This is a genomic window from Pseudomonas sp. P1_C12 (assembly GCF_056406435.1).
This window is the reverse complement of record NZ_JBFUAE010000019.1, coordinates 20,531-40,395: the sequence shown is the minus strand read 5'-3', so window position 1 is coordinate 40,395 and position 19,865 is coordinate 20,531. Positions and strand designations below refer to the sequence as shown.

General features: G+C 62.0%; 10 protein-coding genes and 2 pseudogenes. All 12 read right to left on the bottom strand.

Annotated elements, in window-relative coordinates; all coding sequences use genetic code 11:
- Positions 1-23: 23 nt before the first annotated feature.
- The 12 genes and pseudogenes from AC1D19_RS25665 to bcsZ all read right to left on the bottom strand — a co-directional run bounded on the left by AC1D19_RS25665 (position 24) and on the right by bcsZ (position 19,859).
- Complete coding sequence (locus tag AC1D19_RS25665; protein WP_477764960.1) at positions 24-8,699, bottom strand: glycoside hydrolase family 94 protein; 8,676 nt, start codon at positions 8,697-8,699, stop codon at positions 24-26.
- Positions 8,700-9,009: 310 nt separating this feature from the next.
- Positions 9,010-9,147: pseudogene (locus AC1D19_RS25660) on the bottom strand (tyrosine-type recombinase/integrase); the annotation flags it as partial.
- Positions 9,148-9,489: a hypothetical protein gene (locus AC1D19_RS25655; RefSeq protein WP_477764959.1), complete on the bottom strand. Its 342-nt coding sequence runs from the start codon at positions 9,487-9,489 to the stop codon at positions 9,148-9,150.
- Positions 9,490-9,649: 160 nt separating this feature from the next.
- Entirely contained in the window at positions 9,650-9,886 is a 237-nt protein-coding gene (locus AC1D19_RS25650; protein ID WP_477754310.1) for a hypothetical protein, read from the bottom strand.
- A complete protein-coding gene (locus tag AC1D19_RS25645; RefSeq protein WP_477764958.1) occupies positions 9,858-10,085 on the bottom strand; it encodes a hypothetical protein in 228 nt (75 codons plus the stop codon). The genes AC1D19_RS25650 and AC1D19_RS25645 overlap by 29 nt, the downstream gene beginning before the upstream one ends.
- A 128-nt stretch (positions 10,086-10,213) precedes the next feature.
- Positions 10,214-10,323, bottom strand: a pseudogene (locus AC1D19_RS25640) (ubiquinol oxidase subunit II); the annotation flags it as partial.
- A gap of 531 nt (positions 10,324-10,854) precedes the next feature.
- Positions 10,855-12,006 (bottom strand): alginate O-acetyltransferase AlgX-related protein, encoded by a 1,152-nt coding sequence (locus AC1D19_RS25635; RefSeq protein ID WP_477764957.1) that lies wholly within the window; start codon positions 12,004-12,006, stop codon positions 10,855-10,857.
- Positions 12,006-13,415: an MBOAT family O-acyltransferase gene (locus tag AC1D19_RS25630; RefSeq protein WP_477764956.1), complete on the bottom strand. Its 1,410-nt coding sequence runs from the start codon at positions 13,413-13,415 to the stop codon at positions 12,006-12,008. The genes AC1D19_RS25635 and AC1D19_RS25630 overlap by 1 nt, the downstream gene beginning before the upstream one ends.
- Positions 13,416-13,433: 18 nt before the next feature.
- Entirely contained in the window at positions 13,434-14,108 is a 675-nt protein-coding gene (locus AC1D19_RS25625; RefSeq protein WP_477764955.1) for an alginate O-acetyltransferase AlgF, read from the bottom strand.
- The gene (locus tag AC1D19_RS25620) at positions 14,105-14,773 is read right to left on the bottom strand and encodes an SGNH/GDSL hydrolase family protein (RefSeq protein WP_477764954.1); all 669 of its coding nucleotides are present in this window, start codon (positions 14,771-14,773) and stop codon (positions 14,105-14,107) included. Before AC1D19_RS25620 ends, AC1D19_RS25625 begins: the two co-directional genes overlap by 4 nt.
- A 17-nt stretch (positions 14,774-14,790) precedes the next feature.
- Complete coding sequence (locus AC1D19_RS25615) at positions 14,791-18,642, bottom strand: cellulose synthase subunit BcsC-related outer membrane protein (protein ID WP_477764953.1); 3,852 nt, start codon at positions 18,640-18,642, stop codon at positions 14,791-14,793.
- Positions 18,618-19,859, bottom strand: a complete 1,242-nt coding sequence (gene bcsZ, locus AC1D19_RS25610) for a cellulose synthase complex periplasmic endoglucanase BcsZ (protein WP_477764952.1) — start codon at positions 19,857-19,859, stop codon at positions 18,618-18,620. The genes AC1D19_RS25615 and bcsZ overlap by 25 nt, the downstream gene beginning before the upstream one ends.
- Between the last annotated feature and the right edge of the window lie 6 nt (positions 19,860-19,865).

Here is a 19,865-nt window from a genome sequence, read left to right as displayed (position 1 = left end):
AGGCCTGCCAAGAGCGCTGTATCTCAGCGCTCAAGATCGGCTTCGACGGTTCTATCCCACCCTGGGGTTTCGGGTTGGTGCGCTTTTACCGGGCATGTCACCAGGACCTGGTGTTCTCTGCCGTCATCGAGCAATTCCAGCGTGTCATTGCCCAGCAGCTCGCCGTCCAGCGTGATCGAAGCTGTAGTGCTTGTGCCGGGGCGCACATTGATTTGGTAATGCGTCGCTCCATAGCGGTAGCGCAGCGTGTAGCCAGGCCAGCCCTGCGCAAGCAGCGGTACGATATGCAATGCAGTCCCGACTCGCTGCACGCCGAGCAATGACTCCACGATGAACCGGTACGTCCAGCCGGCCGACCCGGTGTACCAGGTCCAACCCCCACGGCCCGCATGGGGCGGCGTGCCGTAGACGTCGGCAGCCATGACATAGGGCTCGACCTTGTAGGTTTCGATCCGGCTGGCGATTTCGTGGCCCGCGGGGTTGATCATGTTGAGCAACCGCCAGGCCCTGACGTTGTCGCCAAGCTCGGCGAACGCCATGCCGGCCCAGACTGCGGCATGGGTGTACTGGCCGCCATTTTCCCGTACGCCCGGCACATAGCCCTTGATATAGCCGGGCTCGAGCGACCCTGTGTCGAAGGGCGGATCGAGCAGCAGTACCGCGCCTGTGTCGGGCCGTACCAAGTGCTGCTCGAATGAAGCCATGGCAGTGCGGCACCGCGTTTGCGAGGCGGCCCCCGACAGTACCGACCAGCTTTGCGAGATCGAGTCGATGCGGCACTCGTCATTGTTGGCCGAACCCAGGACCTGACCGTCGTCAAACCAGGCGCGCCGGTACCATGAACCGTCCCAGGCATGCTCCTCCAGACTGGCCTGCAGCATGGCGGCCTGCTGGGTACAACGCTGTGCGAAAACAGGGTCGCCATGCAATTGGGCGGTGATGGTGAACTGCTGGAGAACATCAAAGCCGAAGAAGCCCAGCCACACGCTTTCCCCTTGGCCCAGATGGCCGACCCGGTTCATCCCGTCGTTCCAGTCGCCCGTGCCGATCAAGGGCAAGCCGTGGCTGCCACGCTGCAGGCCGTGTTCGATGGCGCGTACACAATGCTGATAGAGGCTTTCTTCAAGGTGCGACTTGCCCGGCAGGTCGTAATAGGACTCCTCCCCGGCATTGAGCGGGCGGCCTTCAAGGTAACCCACGGGTTCGGCCAGCACGCTGAGGTCTGCGGTGACGCTGACATAGTGGCTGGTCGCCAGCGCCAGCCACAGATAATCGTCCGAACAGCCACTGCGCACACCCCGATCGAGCGGCGGGTGCCACCAGTGTTGAACGTCGCCTTCGGCATATTGATGGGCTGCACACAGCAACAAATGGCTACGCACGCTGGCGGGATCGGCATGGATCATCGCCATGCTGTCTTGCAGTTGATCGCGAAAGCCGATGGCCCCGCCGGACTGATAGTAGCCACTGCGGGCCTGGAAGCGACAGGCGATCACCTGGTACATCAGCCAGCCATTGACCATGACATCGATGCTCGGGTCGGGGGTCTGGACCTGAATCACGCCCAGCTGCGAACGCCAATGCTCGCGTACCGCCTCGAGTTGCGCGGTTGCCGCCCCCAGGCCCCGGTACTGCTGAACCAGGCGCAGGGCTGACGCGGTATCCCTGGCTGCACCGAGCCGGAAAACCACGTCCTGGTCATCACCGTTGTCGAGGTCGAGGGCAACCTGTATCGCCGCACAGGGATCCAAGCCACCACCGGTACGGCCCGACAGCCGTGCCTGCTGTAATCCGGCAGGAGCCTTGAGGCTGCCGTTGCGACCGATGAATTCACTGCGATCGCCGCTGATGCTGGTGTCGGTCGAATCGGTATCGAGGAACGCCACCCGTTCGCAAAACTCGATCGAATAGGCGTTCCTGGCGAAAAATGCGCCGCTGCTGGGGTCGGCTTCCGTCACCACATGCATCGCTGATTTGCTGCGCAAGTCGCCCAGCACCCACTCGACATAGCAGGTTGTCGACAGACGTCGGGCGCGGCCTGAGCGATTGCGAATCTGCAAATGCGAGAATTTGATCGAAGCATCCAGCGCCACATACACCCACAACTCGGTGTGGATACCGTCTTCATCGTGCTCGAAGACGCTGTAGCCGAAGCCGTGCCGAGTACGGTACTCACCGGTACCGGGACAAGGCTGTGGCGTCACCGACCAGAAATGCCCGGTTTCTTCATCGCGCACATAGATCGCCTCGCCGCTGGCGTCGGTGATCGGGTCGTTATGCCAGGGGCTCAGGCGAAATTCGTGAGCATTTTCCATCCAGGTGTAAGCGCCACCACTTTCGGACATCACCGTGCCGAAATGCGGGTTGGCCAACACGTTGGCCCATGGCGCCGGCGTCGGCCTGCCAGGCTGCAAGGTCATGACGTACTCGCTGCCATCGGCACTGAAGCCGCCATAGGCGTTGCCCAGGAGCAAACCTTCGATAGCGGACAGGGGAGCGGCCGCCGTTGCTTTTGCCTGGCGCTTGAGTGTGGGGACCAGCGCCGGGTACACCGGGCTGGCGTGACGCCGATGAACCTGCTCGGCAATGCCGCCGTTGCCTTCGCTCAGTACCAGGCGCGCCACCGACAGGATCAGCGTCCGGTCCTCGTTCGACAACTGCTGTGCCGGACGCACGAAAATGCCCCCGGGATGGTCGATCAACGAGGCTTCGCTGCCGGACGTCACCACACCCATGATCAGGTCCTGGAGTTGCTGGCGATAGCCGGCCTGGTCTTCGTTCCAGATGACCAGGTCCACCACCAGCCCCTTTTGCCGCCAGTAGGCATGGGCCTTGACCATCTGCTGCACCAGCTCGATGTTCTCGACGGTGGCGATCTGCAGCAGAACGATGGGCAGGTCGCCGGAGATCGCCTGGCCCCAGAGGCTCGATTGATTACGTCGATTGGCCATCAATACGCTGTTTTCCGCGCGCATCGAGGCATTGGCGTAGAGGATCGAAGCGGCCATCTGTTCAAACAGGCGGGCATCTTCCGGCGCTACATTGAGTTGGCGCAGCAACACCTGGCTGTGGGTCCAGGCCAGGTCGAAGACGCGATCGGCGAGGTGCCGGTCGCGGTATTTATTGATCAGGTACAGGCAACCCTCACGGCTGTCCGCGACGCCGGTCACCAGGTCGATGGTCGCCGTTTGCCCGGGTTCCAGGGCAATGCGGCAGCGGATCGCCACGATCGGGTCCAGCACCGAGCCGGCGGTGCCGGAAAGCTGCTGGACATGGCCATCGAGCGCCGCCGGTGCTGCAACGTCGCGCCCTCGGCCGATGAATCGCGCTCGATCGGTCTCGTAGGAAATGGCGTCGATGTCCACGCCATGGGCAGCCAGCAGATGGCACATCCAGGGCACGGCTTCCTCACTGGAGCGCCGCCTGCGGGTGCAGACGATGGCCTGCAGCGCCGGCAACAGTTCGGTCTGCACGAACAGGTTGCTGAAGGCCGGGTGCATGGCATCACTGATGGCCGGCGCCAGGACCACCTCGGCGTAGGTGGTGATCTCCACGCTACGCCGTACGCGGCCGCGGTTGGTGATGTGCAGCCTGCGCAACTCGATATCGTCTTCGGGAGACACGACGATCTCGGTGTGCGTATCGAAATCGAGCTCGCGAACACGAAACTCGGCCCGGGCATCGCTGAAAATCGCTTCATGGCTTTCTGGCCGGTGCAGGGTCGGCTGGTGCGCCGAGGACCAGAACACGCCGCTGCTGACATCGCGCAGGTAGCAGAACATGCCCCAGTTGTCGCGGGTCGCGTCTTCATGCCAGCGGGTTACGGCGATGTCGTTGCAACGGCTGTAACCGCCGCCGGCACTGCTGAGCATGACGTGATAACGGCCGTTGGAGAGTAGCTGGACGGCGGGGCGCTTGCGCCCGGGATCGGCGAACACGCGAAGCCTGGTTTCCTGCATCCCTGCGTTGTCTCCCGTGGCAGGCGCCTGGGTCGCATGCAGGTAGGGCGCGGCGGTTTTCGGTACGCGTTCCTGCAGCAACAAGAGGGTGGCCTGGAAGGCCGGGATCGACTCGAAACGTCGCTGCATGGGTCGGTCCAGCAGCAGGCTGGTCAAGGCCAGCAGGCTCATGCCCTGATGGTGCGCCATGAACGAGCGCACGACCGCATAGCGCTGGCCGCGTGGCAGGCGTGCCTCGGTGTAGTCGACCGCTTCGTACAGGCCATAGCGACCGGCCGACCCCTGGGCAGCCAGGCGTTGCAGGTTGCGACAGGCCGCTTGCGGTTCGACCATCAGCGCCAGGGCGCTGGCGTACGGCGCAATCACGGTATCCTCGGCCAGCCCGCGCTTGAGGCCAAGGCCTGGCACACCGAACGCCCGATACTGATAATTGAAGTGGGCATCCAGGGTGTTGTAGCCCGACTCGGACACGCCCCAGGGGATGCCCAACTGGTGGCCATGCTCGATCTGCAAGGCGACGGCCGCGCGGCATGTCTGCTCCAGCAGCGTGCCTTCATAGCTGGGCATGACCAGGTTGGGCATCAGGTACTCGAACATCGATCCGGACCAGGAAAGCAGTACCGGCACCCCGCGATTGTTGCTGAGCAAGCGTCCGAGGGTGAACCAGGCCTGTTGCGGCAACTGGCCCTGGGCGATGACCACGAAATTGGTCAGGCGCACCTCTGAAGCGAGCAGGTCGTAATAGCCGTTGTCCAGCCGGCGTTCGTCGGCGTTGTAGCCTATCGAGAACAGGTCACGCTGGGCATCGTAAAGGAAGGTGAAGTCCATGCTCGCCAGTGACGCGGACAATTCGGCCAGGCGCTCCAGCTGGCTGATTCGTGCGCGGGCCAGATGTTGTACCGCCTGCACTTGCGCCTGATCGGTGGGCAGCCACAGCGCGCAATCGAGCTCGGCCATGTGTCGCAGGGTGAGTGCTGGCGACTTGGCCCGGGCGGGTGCCTGCGGCAGCTCGAAGCGCAGTCGTTCTGCCCGCAGATCCGCACACTGCGCCTGCAATGCCTGCAACCAGTAGTGTGCTTCTTCAGCAGAGCTGGCCGGACTGTCGATTGCCAAGGCCTGCGCCTGATCGAGTAACTGCAGGAGGTTGTCCGCGGTGTCGTGGACAATCGCCGACTCCACCTTCGCGCGCAGTTCAAGCACGGCAACGTCATCGAGGTCCGCGTCCTGTAACGCCTGCTGCAGTACATTGAGGGTGTCGCCCAAACCGCCAAGGCTGCGTCGGTCGAACAGGGGCGTGTCGACCAACCCCAGCAGCCCCGGCCGCAGGGTGAGCAACAGGCCCGCCAGGTTGCCGCTGTCCACGGTGGACACATACCGAGGCGCCAGCGGCTGCAGTGTCTGGGTGTCGTACCAGTTGTAGAAGTGCCCATGGTGTCGCTCAAGGCCGGCCATGCACTCAAGGGTTGCTGTTATGCGTTCAAGCAAGCGCCCGGTACTCAGATAACCGAAATCGTGGGCCGCCAGGTGAGAGAGCAAGGCCATGCCCATGTTGGTCGGTGAGGTGCGATGGGCAATGGTCGGCTTGGGTATTTCCTGGACGTTGTCCGGCGGTAACCAGTTGTCCTCAGGGCCCACATAGCGATCGAAGAACGCCCAGGTCTGGCGTGACAGCATGCGCAGGAATCGCAGGTCTTGCGCTGACGGACTGAACCCCGTCGGTGTTGTCGGCAGGCTGATCCACCAGGCAATCGCCGGGCTCGCCAGCCACACCAGCAGCAAGGGCGCCGCCAGTGCGAGTACATAGAGAGAGGGGAGCAGGGCCGCGAATAGCAGCAGCGCCAGCGCAGGGGCAATCCACATGCTTTTATACATGCCGGACAGATCGTTGCCACTGGAGCGCTCCACCTCACGGGAAGGTTGCCATTGCAGCAGGCGGCGTTTGCTGACCAGCATGCGCCACAGTGAGCGGCCAATCGCATCGAAGCTCAACAACGCATCGGAGGGCAACCAGACAATCGACAACAGCGCTCGCATGAAATGCTGGCCCGAGGTCCGCAATGCCGCGCTCAGGTGGTGCCCCAATGGAATATCGGCAGCTTTCTGTACCAGCGCGAGTACCGACTGCAGTACCGGTTGGAGAAATACCAGGCCGAGCACTGCCAATGTCCAGGAGACGGCCTCGCTCGAACCCAACCAGCCCCATGCCAGCATGGCCAGGAAGGCGCCTGGCTCCAGGCTGCGGCGCAGATTGTCAAAAATCTTCCAGCGGGCAAGGTTGCTCAGAAGGTTGGGCGCGAATCCTCCCTGGGGTTTCGGTGCCCAAGGCAAGGCCCAGTACAGCACTTGCCAGTCTCCGCGAATCCAGCGGTGTCGGCGTTTGGCATCGGCGCTGTAGCGAGACGGGTATTCCTCATACAGTTGTACATCACTGAGCAGCCCGCAGCGGGCGTAGCACCCTTCGATCAAGTCATGGCTGAGGATGCGGTTGTCGGGCAGGCAGCCTTCGAGTGCCTGTTCGAAGGCGTCGACGGCATAGATGCCCTTGCCGATGAAGGAACCGTTGTAGAACAGGTCTTGATAAACATCGGAGACGGCGCGGGTATAGGGGTCGATACCTGCATCGCTGCCAAACAGGCGGGCGTAGGTCGAGCGTGCCGTGCTGGGCAGGCTGATCCCCACGCGTGGCTGGAGGATGGCGTAACCGCTGACGATCTTGCCGCTCTGTTCATCGAATACCGGATGGTTCAGCGGGTGCATCATGGTACCGATGCACTGACGCGCGACATCCCGTGGCAGCAAGGTATCGGTGTCCAGGGTGATGACGAAGCGTACGGCACTCAGTGGCGCGACATCACCGACGATCAATGCAAAGCGCTGTTTTCCTTTACCAGGCAGTCCTTTGTCACGCAGCAATGCGTTGAGCTCGGCGAGTTTGCCACGCTTGCGCTCATGCCCCATCCATACCCGCTCGGTAGAGCTCCAGTGCCTGGGCCTGTGCAGCAGGAAGAACCGGTCGACCTGGCCATCGGCATATTTGTGGTTGAGCGCCTCGATCAGTTGGCGCGCCAGTGCGAGCAATTCGGCATCCTCGGGCATCACCTCGGCAGGGGCGTCCATGAAGTCACTGAGCAGCGCAAAATGCAGGTTGGCATCGCGATTGGCCAGGAATCGCACTTCCAGGCCTTCCGCCAGGGCCTCGATGTCGCCAGCGTTGGCAAACATCGTAGGCACCGCCACCAGCGTACGCGCCTCGGCCGGTATGCCCTTGCTGTAGTCCAGGCGGGGCAGTAGCGACGGGGCTACCGTGAGGGTCACCAGCCAGTTGACCAGCCCGATCGCCAGACGGCTGGTCATCAATAGCGCGGGCACGGCGAGCAGGACCAGGCACCAGGTTGGCGTGCCGCTGCGATAAGCACTGCTGAGAAATGGCCAGGCCAACAGCAGTGTCAGCAGCAGTGCAGGGTACAGGTAGAACTTCAACGGGGCGCTCTGGAGCAGGCGCTTCCATCGTTCGAGCAGCGGCACGCTGGCGTGCAGCGCCTGCTCCAGGCTGAGCAACCCGTCAGCCACCAGGTAATAGCCCACGTGCGAGGTTACACGGGCCGTGGGCTGTGTGGTGCTGGCCAGTTCGATGGCGGCTTGTGCCACCTTGGTTTCAGACTGCACACAATGCCGGGCGAGGCGTTCGACCACATGGCGGTAACGATCGCGGGTAGCAAAATCCATGTTCGCGTAGACATCCGCCGGGTCCGTGCACAATACCTGTTCGACATGACTGAGCAGCTCGACGAACTCGCGCCAGTCGGTCGCCGCCAGCAACCGCAGGCTGGCGATGCTGTTGCTGATGGACACCTGGTCACCGGATTGCTGCTGGGCATCCATCTGCACCAGGCGTTCGACGGTAAGGCCGGACTCACCGAGCGTTTGTTCTATCCACGCCATGGGCAATATCAGCGCGGCGCTTTGCCCGTGCAGGCGGCGCGCCAGCTCTGCAACGAATGAAGGCGTCATCGGCGGTGCCGACCGCGCCATGTCGGCAACGGTCAATACCACGCTCTTGGCGTCGCGCTCGGCCATTTCGATCAATCGATCGGCCCAGTCATCGGCAAGGTTACGGTCATCCCGGTTGGCCATTACCCGGGACGCCACGCGCCGTAGGTTCTCGATCAGCGCCAGGCGCAGCATGATCGGGATTGCCCATAGCTCGCCCAAGGCCAGCGGCGTGATGGTCTGATAAGAGGCGATGAAACAATCCAGGCTTGGCGCGTCGACCCGGCCATCGCCATGAGCGATGGTTTCCAGGGCGATGTCGTAGACCCGCGGCAGGCCTGCCGAAGGACCTTCGGCCAGGCGTGGCAACTCGCGACTGTAGCCGTCGGGCAGGTGGGTCCTGGCGGTACGGATGTTTTCTTCGATGAGGTAGAAGTTGTCCAGCAGCCATTCCGCCGCAGGGGTGGCGCGCCGGCTGGACAGTTGTACGGTCTTGAGCGCTGCGCAACTACGCTCCAGAAGCAGTTGGTTGTCAGTCAGGCGGCCCAGCAAGGCGTCCTTTCTTGAAAGACGCCCGAGCACATGTTGGCGTGCCAGTACGATACCGTGGTCTGCCATCTGCTGCGCATTGAACAGGTCGGAACGCAGGATGGGCTCGTACTCGAACTTGTGCCGCGCTGCACTCCACCTGAGCCAGATGGCCGGTGAGCGCCAAAGGCTGGACAGCGTGCGAGTCAGGATATTTTGCATGAAATCCTTCGTACGACCCGCGCAGGGCAGGTCGCATGTGGAATGAAGGCGGTTCTACGCCAGACTAGGTGTGCGGGCGTTGCGCCGCCGGGCGCAGCATTCCGCCGATGAGTGTGGGTTATTCATCGGGGCGAAGTCTGTTCGCTAGCGAACATAGACAATGCCAGCCGCGGGGGCTGGGTGATTAGCGAACGATCCAGGCGGCCGCTTTTGGTCCAGGCTGTGTGAAAACGCATGCGCCGTATTGAGGTCTGCGTTGTTAGGTAAAATCTGCCAGTGTTTGGTTAATCAGCGATTGAAAGTTTGCGTAGAAACGCGAGGTCCCAAGCTCCGGTACCGAGATCTTCCAGTCCCATCTCGGCTTGCAGACTTCCTGCTCCCGCGTGCCGGTGTTCACCTTGAACAGCGCCATCGTTTGCAAGTTAGCCGGCAACTCTCCGAAAAGGATCTATGCCTGAATTCCTGTCTCACCCTGTGCAGCCTGTAACGCTCGCTCCTCGGTCAGCGGCATGAAAATCGGCTGTGTATTGCTGGCGTGCAGGTAAAGAAAGTAGTGCCCGGAATCGTCTAACAATATCCGGTACAGTTCTGATGGCCGAAAGTTGTTGCCGATAAAAATACTTTCCTTGAGGATCTCGAAAGACTTGATTTCATGCTGTCGCATTGTGGTTTCAAAGGCTTGGTAAAGACCTTCTCGGCGGCGTCGATTGTTTTGAGCATTAAGCTTGAAAAAAAGCACCATCAGCACCGCATAACTGATAAGGAGAATCACAAGGGCGCTAGTGCGCATGCGTGGAGCTCCATGTCCGCTCAATCGTTGTGCATTTCAGTGTAGGCGCGCTCCTGGTGTTCTTCGTCGAATGGCAAGTGTCGCGACACGTTTCGCGTATCAGCAAATTGTGTCGCGACATTGGAGTCAGCATGGCGAACATGAATGCGGCACAGATAAATCAAGGTTTTGAGTACTCAAGATAGAGTTTCTCAAGCGCTTCCTGGTACTTATCTCCGGATAGTGTTTCTTTCAATATCGCCACGGCTTCGAGAGCCTTGACTGCGGCCATGGCTTCGTTTTCTCCCCGGTAGCTGGCGCGAAGCCTGGCTGCTGCGTACACAGCCTCTTCAGTCGTTGGCATTGCTTTGCCCTCGAAGGATTCGGATTCACTGATCAGCACCGCGGCGTGGTTCATGGAGGAACACGCGCCCGACTTGATCCAGCGCATGCTCAATGAAATTAACAACAGCCAATCGCCAAAGCTGCTCTTCTACAGGCGTTGCGATCTTCATACAAACGCCAGAGTTTTGATGCAAATACCGATCAACCACAGCATTCGCCGATACCAAGAGGATGATTTGCTTTTTTTTACCGGGCTCGTCAGAGCGCTCCAAGTGTCAACTCCATCGCCATTGCAGCGGACAACGCCAGCATAATCAGCAGCGCGATAAACATTAGGCACAACTGAGCGACCTGCTTATAAAGGGTTATCGGCCTTTTCGTGATACGAGCAATTGATTTATTAGAGGATGCCATCACCAGTTCTCACTTTTCCGCGGAACATTAATAGCTCCAGAAGGTGTACATCAGGATCACCTGCAGGATGAACAGCGCGCCGATCAGGGCGAACATAAACGGCCCGCGCGGCCTTGGGGGCGGCCAGCGGGTTGGTAAACGCCGAGGGGGCTATCGGTGGTGGCGGGCCGAAATCATCCAGCGGCACGGCGTTGGCGGTGGTCAGGGTAAGGAGCATCGCACAGGGCGGGCTTGACCTGAGCAGCAAGGTGATGGAGCTGCATGGCGATGTCGCGCGTTTCATTTTTCACCCCTCGCCTCATGCCGAATCTGGCTAGCCCCGCCGTCTCCATGATGTCCGGGACGACAGCTGTTGCGGGTACCAGGGGGGGCTGCAACTAATGAGCCATTTCAATAGGGCGAAGAAAAAGCTCAAATTAATTAACGGGCTGTTTTTGAGTGTTCCAAGCGAGAGAAAGGGTGAGGGGGGAATATTCCTCAAATTAGGTGGTAACCGCCCGGTTGGGTGGGTGTAATGCCCCATTTATGGCGATGGTAGCGGCCCTGTTTCACCGACCGCTTTTGGTAGGGGCTGCGAGCTCATCGCGGTTGTGGCTGTCAATGCGATAAGGCGTGCCGGCAATAGGCTTACCGCAGCGAGCGATAGGCAATGGGGTCGATGTAAGCCGACTGCAGGTCCCGCTCCGGGATCTCCCAGATGATTTGCTTTGGCGGCGTTTCTTTGGAGGCCGGGTTGTTGAGGTAGCTGTTGGCAGCACCAGAGAACGCTCCGCCGTCTTTGGCGAAGTTACCTACGGGGGCGCCCAGTGCCTGCTGCACAAACCCTGCGAAGTTGGAGTTGCGTGAGAATGAAGTGCCGATGAGCACGGTATTGGGGAGGTCGGCATCGCCAAAGAGGTCTGCCTCGGTGTCAGGGCTGGCGGCTGACGCAACGGGAAGTTCGTGGGTGCTGGTCTGGGCGACCATTTCGGGTGCGGGTTGCCATTTGAGCGGCAGCCAGTCGATGCCCGCCAGATGGACCAGGTCGCCAGGCCGCACCGCGAGCGAGGCATGACTTTCGTTGAACGACCTGCGTGGCGTTGCGCTGATGCCCAGGGTCTTCAGGCGCTGCGCGATGGCCTCGGCCGCTGCCTTCGCGCCAGATTCGCTCCAGTGCGTATCGGTGCGCAACCAGGCACTGGCCCCCAGTGGCGTCAGCGCACCGGTGAGGTCCAGATTCGACACACCACCCACATCCAGCTTCGAGGTCCAGGCCTGGATGCGCCCTTCGAGAGCGGCCGGGCGGTGCAGTGCGCAACGCTGCCCGGCAGCGATGCGGCTCTTGTCTGGAACGATGACCACCAGCAGGCTGATGTCACGTTGGGAGAGCTGCTGCTTCAGATCAATCACTGCCTGGACTTTGGCATCGGCATTGCGCTGTGCTTGATGATTGACCTTGAGCTCATCGGCCAAAAACAACCAGTCAGGACAACCCGAGCGAACCCTCGGCCCGGTGTCATTGAGGAGCAGCCAACTGGCACCGCGCTCCAGCTCGGCGAAGGTCGTGGGGAGGTAAGCGTTCGACAGTTCCTTGGCAATCCGGTGAGTGATATCGCCGTCAAAAATCTGCGGGGCCAGTACCTTATCGGGTAGCAGCGAGATCTGCCCTGAAACGATCAGACGGCCAGTGGACAGCAGCCCGACGACCAGGAATATCAGTAGCGCCACGCCTGCCAACCGACTGTTGCGTGTCGCCAGATCAGGCTGAGTGGAGGGCGGGGTGTGCTTGGGGATCGTCATCAGAATTGGAAGTACAGGAAGGGTACGGTTTCGCGACTGGCGATCAGTGCGAACGACAGCATGAAACCGGCGATGGGCCAAAGGGCGGCGGTGTAGAGCCAAAGGCCGCCCAGTTGTTTCTCACAGTAAGGTCGCAGCAGTGGTGCGACGGCACCGAACACTCCCAGCAAACCCGCAAGGCCGTGCACCGGGCGCAGGGTCGTGGACAGTTCGTCACCGAGGGCGATGCCCTGCAGGCCGAACTGTCCGGCATACAGGCTCAGCGCGCTATGAAAGTCGGGGGCGCGGAACAGTGTCCAGGCCAGGCACACGAACAGCAGTGTCAGGCCATGGGAAAGCACCGGCGGCACCGGGGGCAGGGAAGAGCTGTTCCAGGCACGATTCACACACAACGCAATGCCATGGGCGCTGCCCCACAGCAGATAATTCCAGCTATCGCCACCGTGCCAGAGGCCGGCGATGGCCATGATCAGGAACAGGTTGCGGTAGGTTTTCCAGGTGCCGTTGCGATTGCCACCCAGCGGAATATACAGATAGTCACGTAACCAGCTGGACAGCGACAGGTGCCAGCGACGCCAGAAGTCCTGGATGCTGTTGGCCAGATACGGACGGTCGAAGTTCTCGGGAAAGTGAAAACCCAGCATCAGCCCCAACCCGATGGCCATGGCACTGTAGCCGGCAAAGTCGAAGAACAGTTGCAGTGAATAGGCAAGGCAGCCAACCCAGGCGTCGGAGAAGCTGGGGTTCGGCACATTGAACGCCACATCGACTACCGGCGACAGGGTGTCGGCCACAAGGACCTTCATGCACATCCCGACCATGAACCTGCGTGTGCCCAGCGAGAAATTCTGCAGGTTGAAGTAACGTTGATTCAGCTCACGCCGAACCCAGTCATAGCGAATGATGGGGCCGGCGACCGAATGGCCGAACATCGAAATATAGGTGGCGTAGTTAATGAAGCTGCGTTCGACCGGCACGGTACGGCGATGCACATCCACCAGATAGGAAATCGCCTGCAAGACGATAAACGACAGCCCCGCCGGCATGATGACCCGCTGCCAGTCCGGGGGCATGGCGCCGTACCCGGTGATGGTATCGATCAAGGTGCCGGCAACGATGTTGGCGTACTTGTACCAGCACAGCACCGCCGTGTTGAGCACGATCAGCGTCGCGAGTAGCCGCACGCGACCCTTGCCTTCTTCCCGCAAGGCGTCAATCAGCAAGCCGCCGATCCACGCCGTGATCGTCAGCACCACATGCACCGCGAGGAACCGTGGGCTCAACCAGCCATAGAACAGCCAGCTGCCGATCAGTAACGTGACGTTGCGCCAGGCGGCTGGGCACACGGCATAGGCCGCCAGGAACAGCGGCAGGAACAACGTCAGAAACTCGAGCGAGGCAAAAACCATGGTGGTGGTGCGATCCGGTCAGTGGGCCAGGACGTCAGTCGCGAGCAACAGGTAAGGGCCATTTGCGCCCGGCAGCAGCACAACGCTGTAGCGCTCGCCAGCCTTGAGCTGGCCCAGGTCCAGCGGGGCACCGACGTTGGTTTGGGCGCAGACCAATTGCACCGACAGGTTGACCGGGTTGATCGCTCGGCGTTGCACGCTGCCGTCGGCCACCTCCTTGAACAGGTCGGCGTTCTTCCCCGCAGCGCGCAAGCCGGCCTGGGTGCACGCTGGATCGGCGCTGATAAACGCCAGCGAGGCTCTCAGGCTATTGAAGTCGTCGGGTTGCTCACGGATGACGACCTGGCGGATACCTTGAGTGCTGTCTGGCATGGCGATCACGCTGGCGAACTCACCCGCCGCCACCTGGATGTCCAGTGGCTGGCTTTTGCCGTTGCGTTCCAGGGTGCCCTTGATCGGCTGGTTGGCGGGCACGGGCAGGTAGTCGGACACGGCATTCGGGCCTTCCAGTTTGAGGCTTGTCCGAGAGCCTTCGGTCAGCAGCTGCAAGGGTCGGTCGGCAGCGTTGATAAAACGCAGGAAGGCCGAATCCTGATCCGGGCCCGTCGGGTACAGGGCAATGTCGGCGGCCTGGGCGTGCAGGCTCAGCATCAAAGGCGCGAACAGCGCCCAGCCACGTACTGATTGGGTCATCGGGCGGTTCCTGTGCTGCTGACGCGGTCAGCGGGCAGTTTGGCCAATGCACCACCGATGGCAGTGCCCCAGGATTGATAACCGGCGACGGTAAAGTGCTGGCCATCGATGGTGATCCACTGCCCGGGTTTGGAGAACGTCAGCGAATCGATGTAGGTGCAAGGCGCCACGTTCGCGGCCAGAAACTGCGACATCAACTGGGTGCGGGCATCATTCTTCTGGTACATGCCACCGGCTTTGCCCCAGGCCGGGCCCACCCAGGCGCAACGGGTCCCGGTGGCGGCGATGGCCTCGGCCAGGCTGGTGACGCTTTGCCATGCCCAGGCCTTTGGAAACACCGGCTTGTCATAGGACGCCATGGTGTCGCCAATGACCAGTACCACCAGGTCGGGCTTGTCGGCGGCGATCAGGTCCTGGATCGGTGTGGTGGTTGCCTCGCGCCCCTTGATCACTATCTTGTCGATGCCTTTGCGCTCGGCGCCGCAGTCGACCTTTTTGCTGATCAGCCAGTCGCCGGCACCGGCACCGCAGGCGCCGATGGAGTGGACCTGGGCGCCTTGTTGGGTCAGGTTGTCGTGCAGTGGCTTCAGCAAGCTGTCGGGGAGGCTCATGTGGCTCTCCCCAAGGACAAGAAGCGTCAGGCCGGCAAGGGCAGAAGTGGGCATCGAAAGCTCCAGAATGATCAGTTGGAATAAGGCGAGGCGTACGGGCTGATCGGCAGGCTCATGGGGCCGCTGATCTCCTCGAACTGGTAGCGCAAGGACAGGGCGCCGCTGAGTTGTTGGTAGTCGCGGGCGTTGTCCAGGCCCAGATTGGCGCCCAGCAGGAAGTTCGAAGCGACCTTGTATTCAGCCGCCGCGGCGACGCTGTAGCCGATCCCGGTTTTGTTTTGCCCTGCGTAACGCAGGCCCGAGGCCGCCTGCTGGGCTTTGTCGGTCGGGAAATAGTCGACGCTGTCCTGCTCGAAATGCTGCACGCCGACCGAGCCCTTGACTTGATACGTCAAGCGCCCGGTGCGTTGTGCCCAGGTCACCGGAATGCCCAGGGCGAAGAACGTCTGCGGGCTGAAATAGCCGCCGTGGCCGTAGGTGAAAAAGTCCTGGTTGTTGGCGTAGCTGATGCCGGTCATGCTCAGTCCGACGGTCAGTTTGCTGTCCGTTGCATTTTGCAGGTACCAGTACACACCGCTGCCCAGTTCACTGCGGCTGTTGGACTCGACATGGTCGCCCAATAACTGGTGCCAGGAGGCGTAGCCATAAGCGCCGACTTCGTTGTCGTCAAAGCTCAACTGACCACGCCCGCCGTTGGCGGTTACGCCGCCCCAGGACTGCCCGCTGCGTTTGTCCGTGGTGCCGGCAAACGAGGTGAGGCTGTCAGTCACCGGACGCCGTGAAACGCTCACGCCATAACGGACATTAGAGGTGTCGCTCACTGGGCGATCAACACTGATGCCGCCCGTGGCGGTGGTGTATTTGAAACCGAACGGAGTGGTGCCGAGATCGGCTTTGAGCCCATCTGCGGGCCGTTGAACGGCGACGGAAAGGCCGACGCCCTCGGCTTTCTGCGAACCGACGCTGCCGCTCTGCGCACCGTTGCCAAAACGCGACAGCGCCTCGCTGCTGGCACTGCCGGCGTTCAGCGAGACCGGCGTCACGCGCAGCGCAACGCGGCTCTCATCCAGCGGAATATTGATTTCCAGCGGTGTTTCAATGTCGGTGAGTTTGCTCAGTCCCGACTCACTGTTGTTGCTGCGAATGCTCACGCCCTGGGTGACGTAGGCACTGCGCTCCTGAAGGATTTTATTGAGCGCCAGTTGCGCGGGGCTGATGTCCTCGCTCACCAGTGCTGCGCGCGGCAGTTGCGACTCGAATGGATTGCTCGCCTGCTGTGGCCTTGGCGGGGCGTCGATGGCAAAAGGGGCGCTGCCTGGCATCTGCTGAGCCGGTGGCGGGATGGCTGCCAGCAAGGTGTCGCGACTGACTTCATTACGTGAACCCGACACCCCGGCAAAAGGGTTGGGCGCCACCGTCGAGCCGGCCAGTTGGCCGCCCTGGCTTCTGCGTTGCTCGCTCTGTTCGATGGCCACGGCTTTGCGCAGCAGATCGGTCGCCGTGCCGGTCTTGCCCATGTTCTGGTAGAGACGTGCGGCCTCGGTCAGCGTTTGAGGGTTACCGGGTTCGGTCTTGAGCAGCTGTTGCAGCGCCTGTTCGGCAAAGGCCGTGTCATGTGCCAGCACCGCCGCGTCGGCAGCACCCAGCAGCAGTTGCGGGTCGTTTGGCTGGCGCTGTAACAGCGGTTTGTAGAGTTCGAGGGCTTTTGCCGTGTCGCCGTTGGCCGCGTACATCCGCGCCAGGGCCGCGACGGCGGCGCTGTCACCGGGACGTTGCGCCAGTGCGGGCGCCAGCGTCTCATAGGCGTTGGCCAGATCGCCGCGTTCACGCAGCTGGTCAGCCTGGCGGATGCGATAGAGATAGAGCAGGTCGTCGAAACGCTTGCGAGCCGGCGCATTCAGGGGCTTGTTCTGAAGGTCGCGCAGAATCTGGTTGACCTGCGTGTCTTCTCCGGTTTTAAGCAGGACAGCGGCGTATTGCAGGATGAAGTCCGCCGAGGGCGCTGTGGTCTGTTGCAACCGGCCGCGCATGAGGGCCAGCGCACGGCTCGGCTCGCCGATGTCGACGTAGGCCGAGGCCAGGCTCGCCGTGCGGTCTGGACTGTTGTTGGCCATCGGTTGAATACGCTCGAGCAAGGTCAGGGCTTCCTGGCGTTGTCCGCGCTTGCCCAACTCGATCGCCTGGCTGAGTTGCAGGTTGAGGCTGACGTCAGCGGCCAGCGCTTGCATGTCCGGGGTGCGCTGGTCGGGGCGCAAGCGTGCCAAGGTCGTCTGGGCGGCTTTCCACTCACCCATCTGGACCGACAGCAAGGCGCTGACGTAAAGCGCATCGGCATTGTCGGGATGGGCCTGGAGCATGGCGTTGATCAGGTCCCGAGCCTTCTGGGGTTCGCCCATCGCCAGGTTCAGGCGGGCCAGGGCGAAACGCGTCCAGATGTTGTCCGGCTCAACGCGCAGCGCGTCTTGCAAGGCGTTGCGTGCAGCGGGCAGGTCGTTGCGTTGTTCGGCGAGGGCGGCCAGTTGCGTCGCACGCAAGGCTTGCAGGCGTGCGGACTGGCCGATCTTTGCCTGGCCGGTGGCCGGCAGGCTGTTGATCAGTTGCAGGGCTTCATCGTTCTTGCCGCTCTTGAGCAGCACGTTGACCAGCCCTTCCTGTGCTTGAGGGTCGTCACGGCGCAGGCTCAGTACCTGGCGATAGTTGCGCTGTGCGTCATCGAACTGGCCCGCGCTGGCCTGAATATCCGCGAGGGCGAGGCGAGCGTCGACCCCGTTTTGGGTCTGGTTCAGCGCCTGGTTCACCAAGGCCAGTGCCTGGGCTGTCTGGCCTTTGGCCAGGGCGTCCCGAGCCTGCTGCAACGCAGACCAGTAGCGAACGTCGTCCAGTGCTGCTTGCCAGTGGCTGCCGTCGCGTTGTCGCGTGGCCTGACCCAGGAGCTTTTCCGCTTCGGCCAATCGGTGTTGCTGCTGGCGAATAACCCCAAGGCCACCCAGCGCGTCAGCATCATCGGGTTGGGCATTCAAGCGTGTCTGGAAGGCCTGTTCGGCGGTGGCCTGATCGCCTTCTTTCAGCGCCTTCAAGCCGCGCGCGACTTCGGCTGGCGGTTGCCATTCCTTGCTGCCCGTCGTTGCCACCTGTTGCTTGCCCTTGTTCATCTGCGCCCGTATCTCGCCATCATCCGGATGAGTCTTGAGGTACGTCTCGAACAACGGCACTTGTGCGGCATTGGGCGGGCCGATCCAGGTCAGCGCCAGGCGCCAGCTTTCGTCGGCATCACCGGCGATGTCGGTACGTTGGGTCAACCCGGCCAGGGCGCGGATGCCCTCGGCACGGCTGTCTTCATGGCGCACCAGATGCTTGGCGTAAAGCAGCGCGACGATCGAGTCGTTGGGCATTTCGCGTTGCAGGCGCTGAAATCCGCTTCGTGCTTCAGACCAGTCAGCCTGATTGAAGGCAAGGTTGTTGTAATACTCGCGGCCGATCGTGCCTTGAGGTGGCTGGCCATCGAACAGTGCGCGAAACACGGCGGTCGCCTTGTCGCGTTCGCCGGCATCGGCGAGGCGGCGAGCCTCTTCCAGACGCTGCTGGTTCTGCGGTTGTGCCAGGGCGATGTCCTGCGCCAATTGCAGTGCCTGCCGAGGCAGCGGCTGGATCGCCTGCAGGCGCGCGAGGTGTTGCTGCGCCTGTTGTGGCTTGCCCGACTGCACGCCGATCAAGCCCAGGCCATACAGTGCGTCAACCTGGACCGGGTCCAGCAACAGGACTTTCAGCCAGACTTCCGCAGCGCGTTGAGGATTTTTGTGCAACTGCCAGTACTGGCCTTGCTCGACGAGTAATGTCTGTGGATCAGGACTTTGAGCGTGGGCAGCAGAGGCCGTCCATACGCTCATGACGGCGATGGCTAGCGTGCGGTGGTGCGCGTGCATGCGGTCTCCCAGGAGAGTTTCAGCGTTCCGTCTTCCCGGAATCGATAATGTTTATCTGCCCAGCCGAGCGCGAACAGGCTGAGCATGATGTTGTAGTAGCGCGGCGGACCTGCGTTGGCATCCGGCCGGGCCAGCGCCTCTTGCAAGGCGTGCTCCACGCGGCGTCGTTGCTGATCGGCCAGCCCGGGTTGCCCCTTGGCCTGAAAGTACGGAATCAGTGCAGCCCAGAATCCGAAAGGGCTCTGACCCTGAACACTGCCGTTGAGAACCTGGACTGATTCCGGGGGAACACCCGTCGCCCCAGTGCTGCGGGCCATGCCGTCCAGCCGTTTGAGCAGGGGCGCTGCCAGCGGTTCGGTGGCCTCGCTCATGCCCAGCCAGAGGTACACGCGAATGGCGTCGTAGCTGCCCGTTTGGCCGTTGATCGGGTCGCTCACGAAGACACCCGATTGCGCTGAAGTGCCTTGATAACCGACCCAGTCCGCGACGAAGCCGCGTGGGCTGGATTGGGCAATCATCGTGGCGGTGTTGTTGGCAATCGCTTGCCAGGGCCCGGAGGGTGCTTCCTTGGCCAGCCGCCGTAACAGCGGCAGTGGCAGGTAGCTGGGGTTCAGGCGCCAGAGCGCATTCGGCTGAACGAAGCCCTCTGGTCCAGGTAATACCATCGGGCCCAGCCCGGGCAGCCTGACGACCAATTGCGCTTCAATCGTCGCCATCAGGCGCAGGGCGTCCTGGTGATAGTCCGGCCGATGCCACAGGCGTGCGGCTTCGAGCAGGGCGTAGGCGAACCACAGGTCGGCGTCGGCGGCCGAGTTGGCGTCTTGCAGGCGCCACTGACCGTCCGTGCCTTGCCCCCATAACCAGCCCGGCAGGCGTGTGGCGATGGCGGAGCCTGCGAGGTTGGCAGAGGTCCAGCGCCAGAGTGTGTCGAAGCGTGGCTGATCGTTGCCGATCAGTGCGAAGAGCATGCCGTAGGATTGCCCTTCAGAGGTGCTGCGATTGTTCTCCATACTGGATTCCAGAACCCGGCCGTCGGCCTGGACGAAGCGCGTGGCATAGGTTTGCCACAGTGGCCAGGCCGGCGGCTCACAGGGTTCTCCGGCCGCAATCGCAGGCGCCAACAGGGCGAGCGCAAGTACAGCGCTCAACCTGCGCGCGTTGCCGCGCAGGCACTGGCGAAGTGAAACACCCCGACTGCTCATGGACGACACAGGCATGCGCGG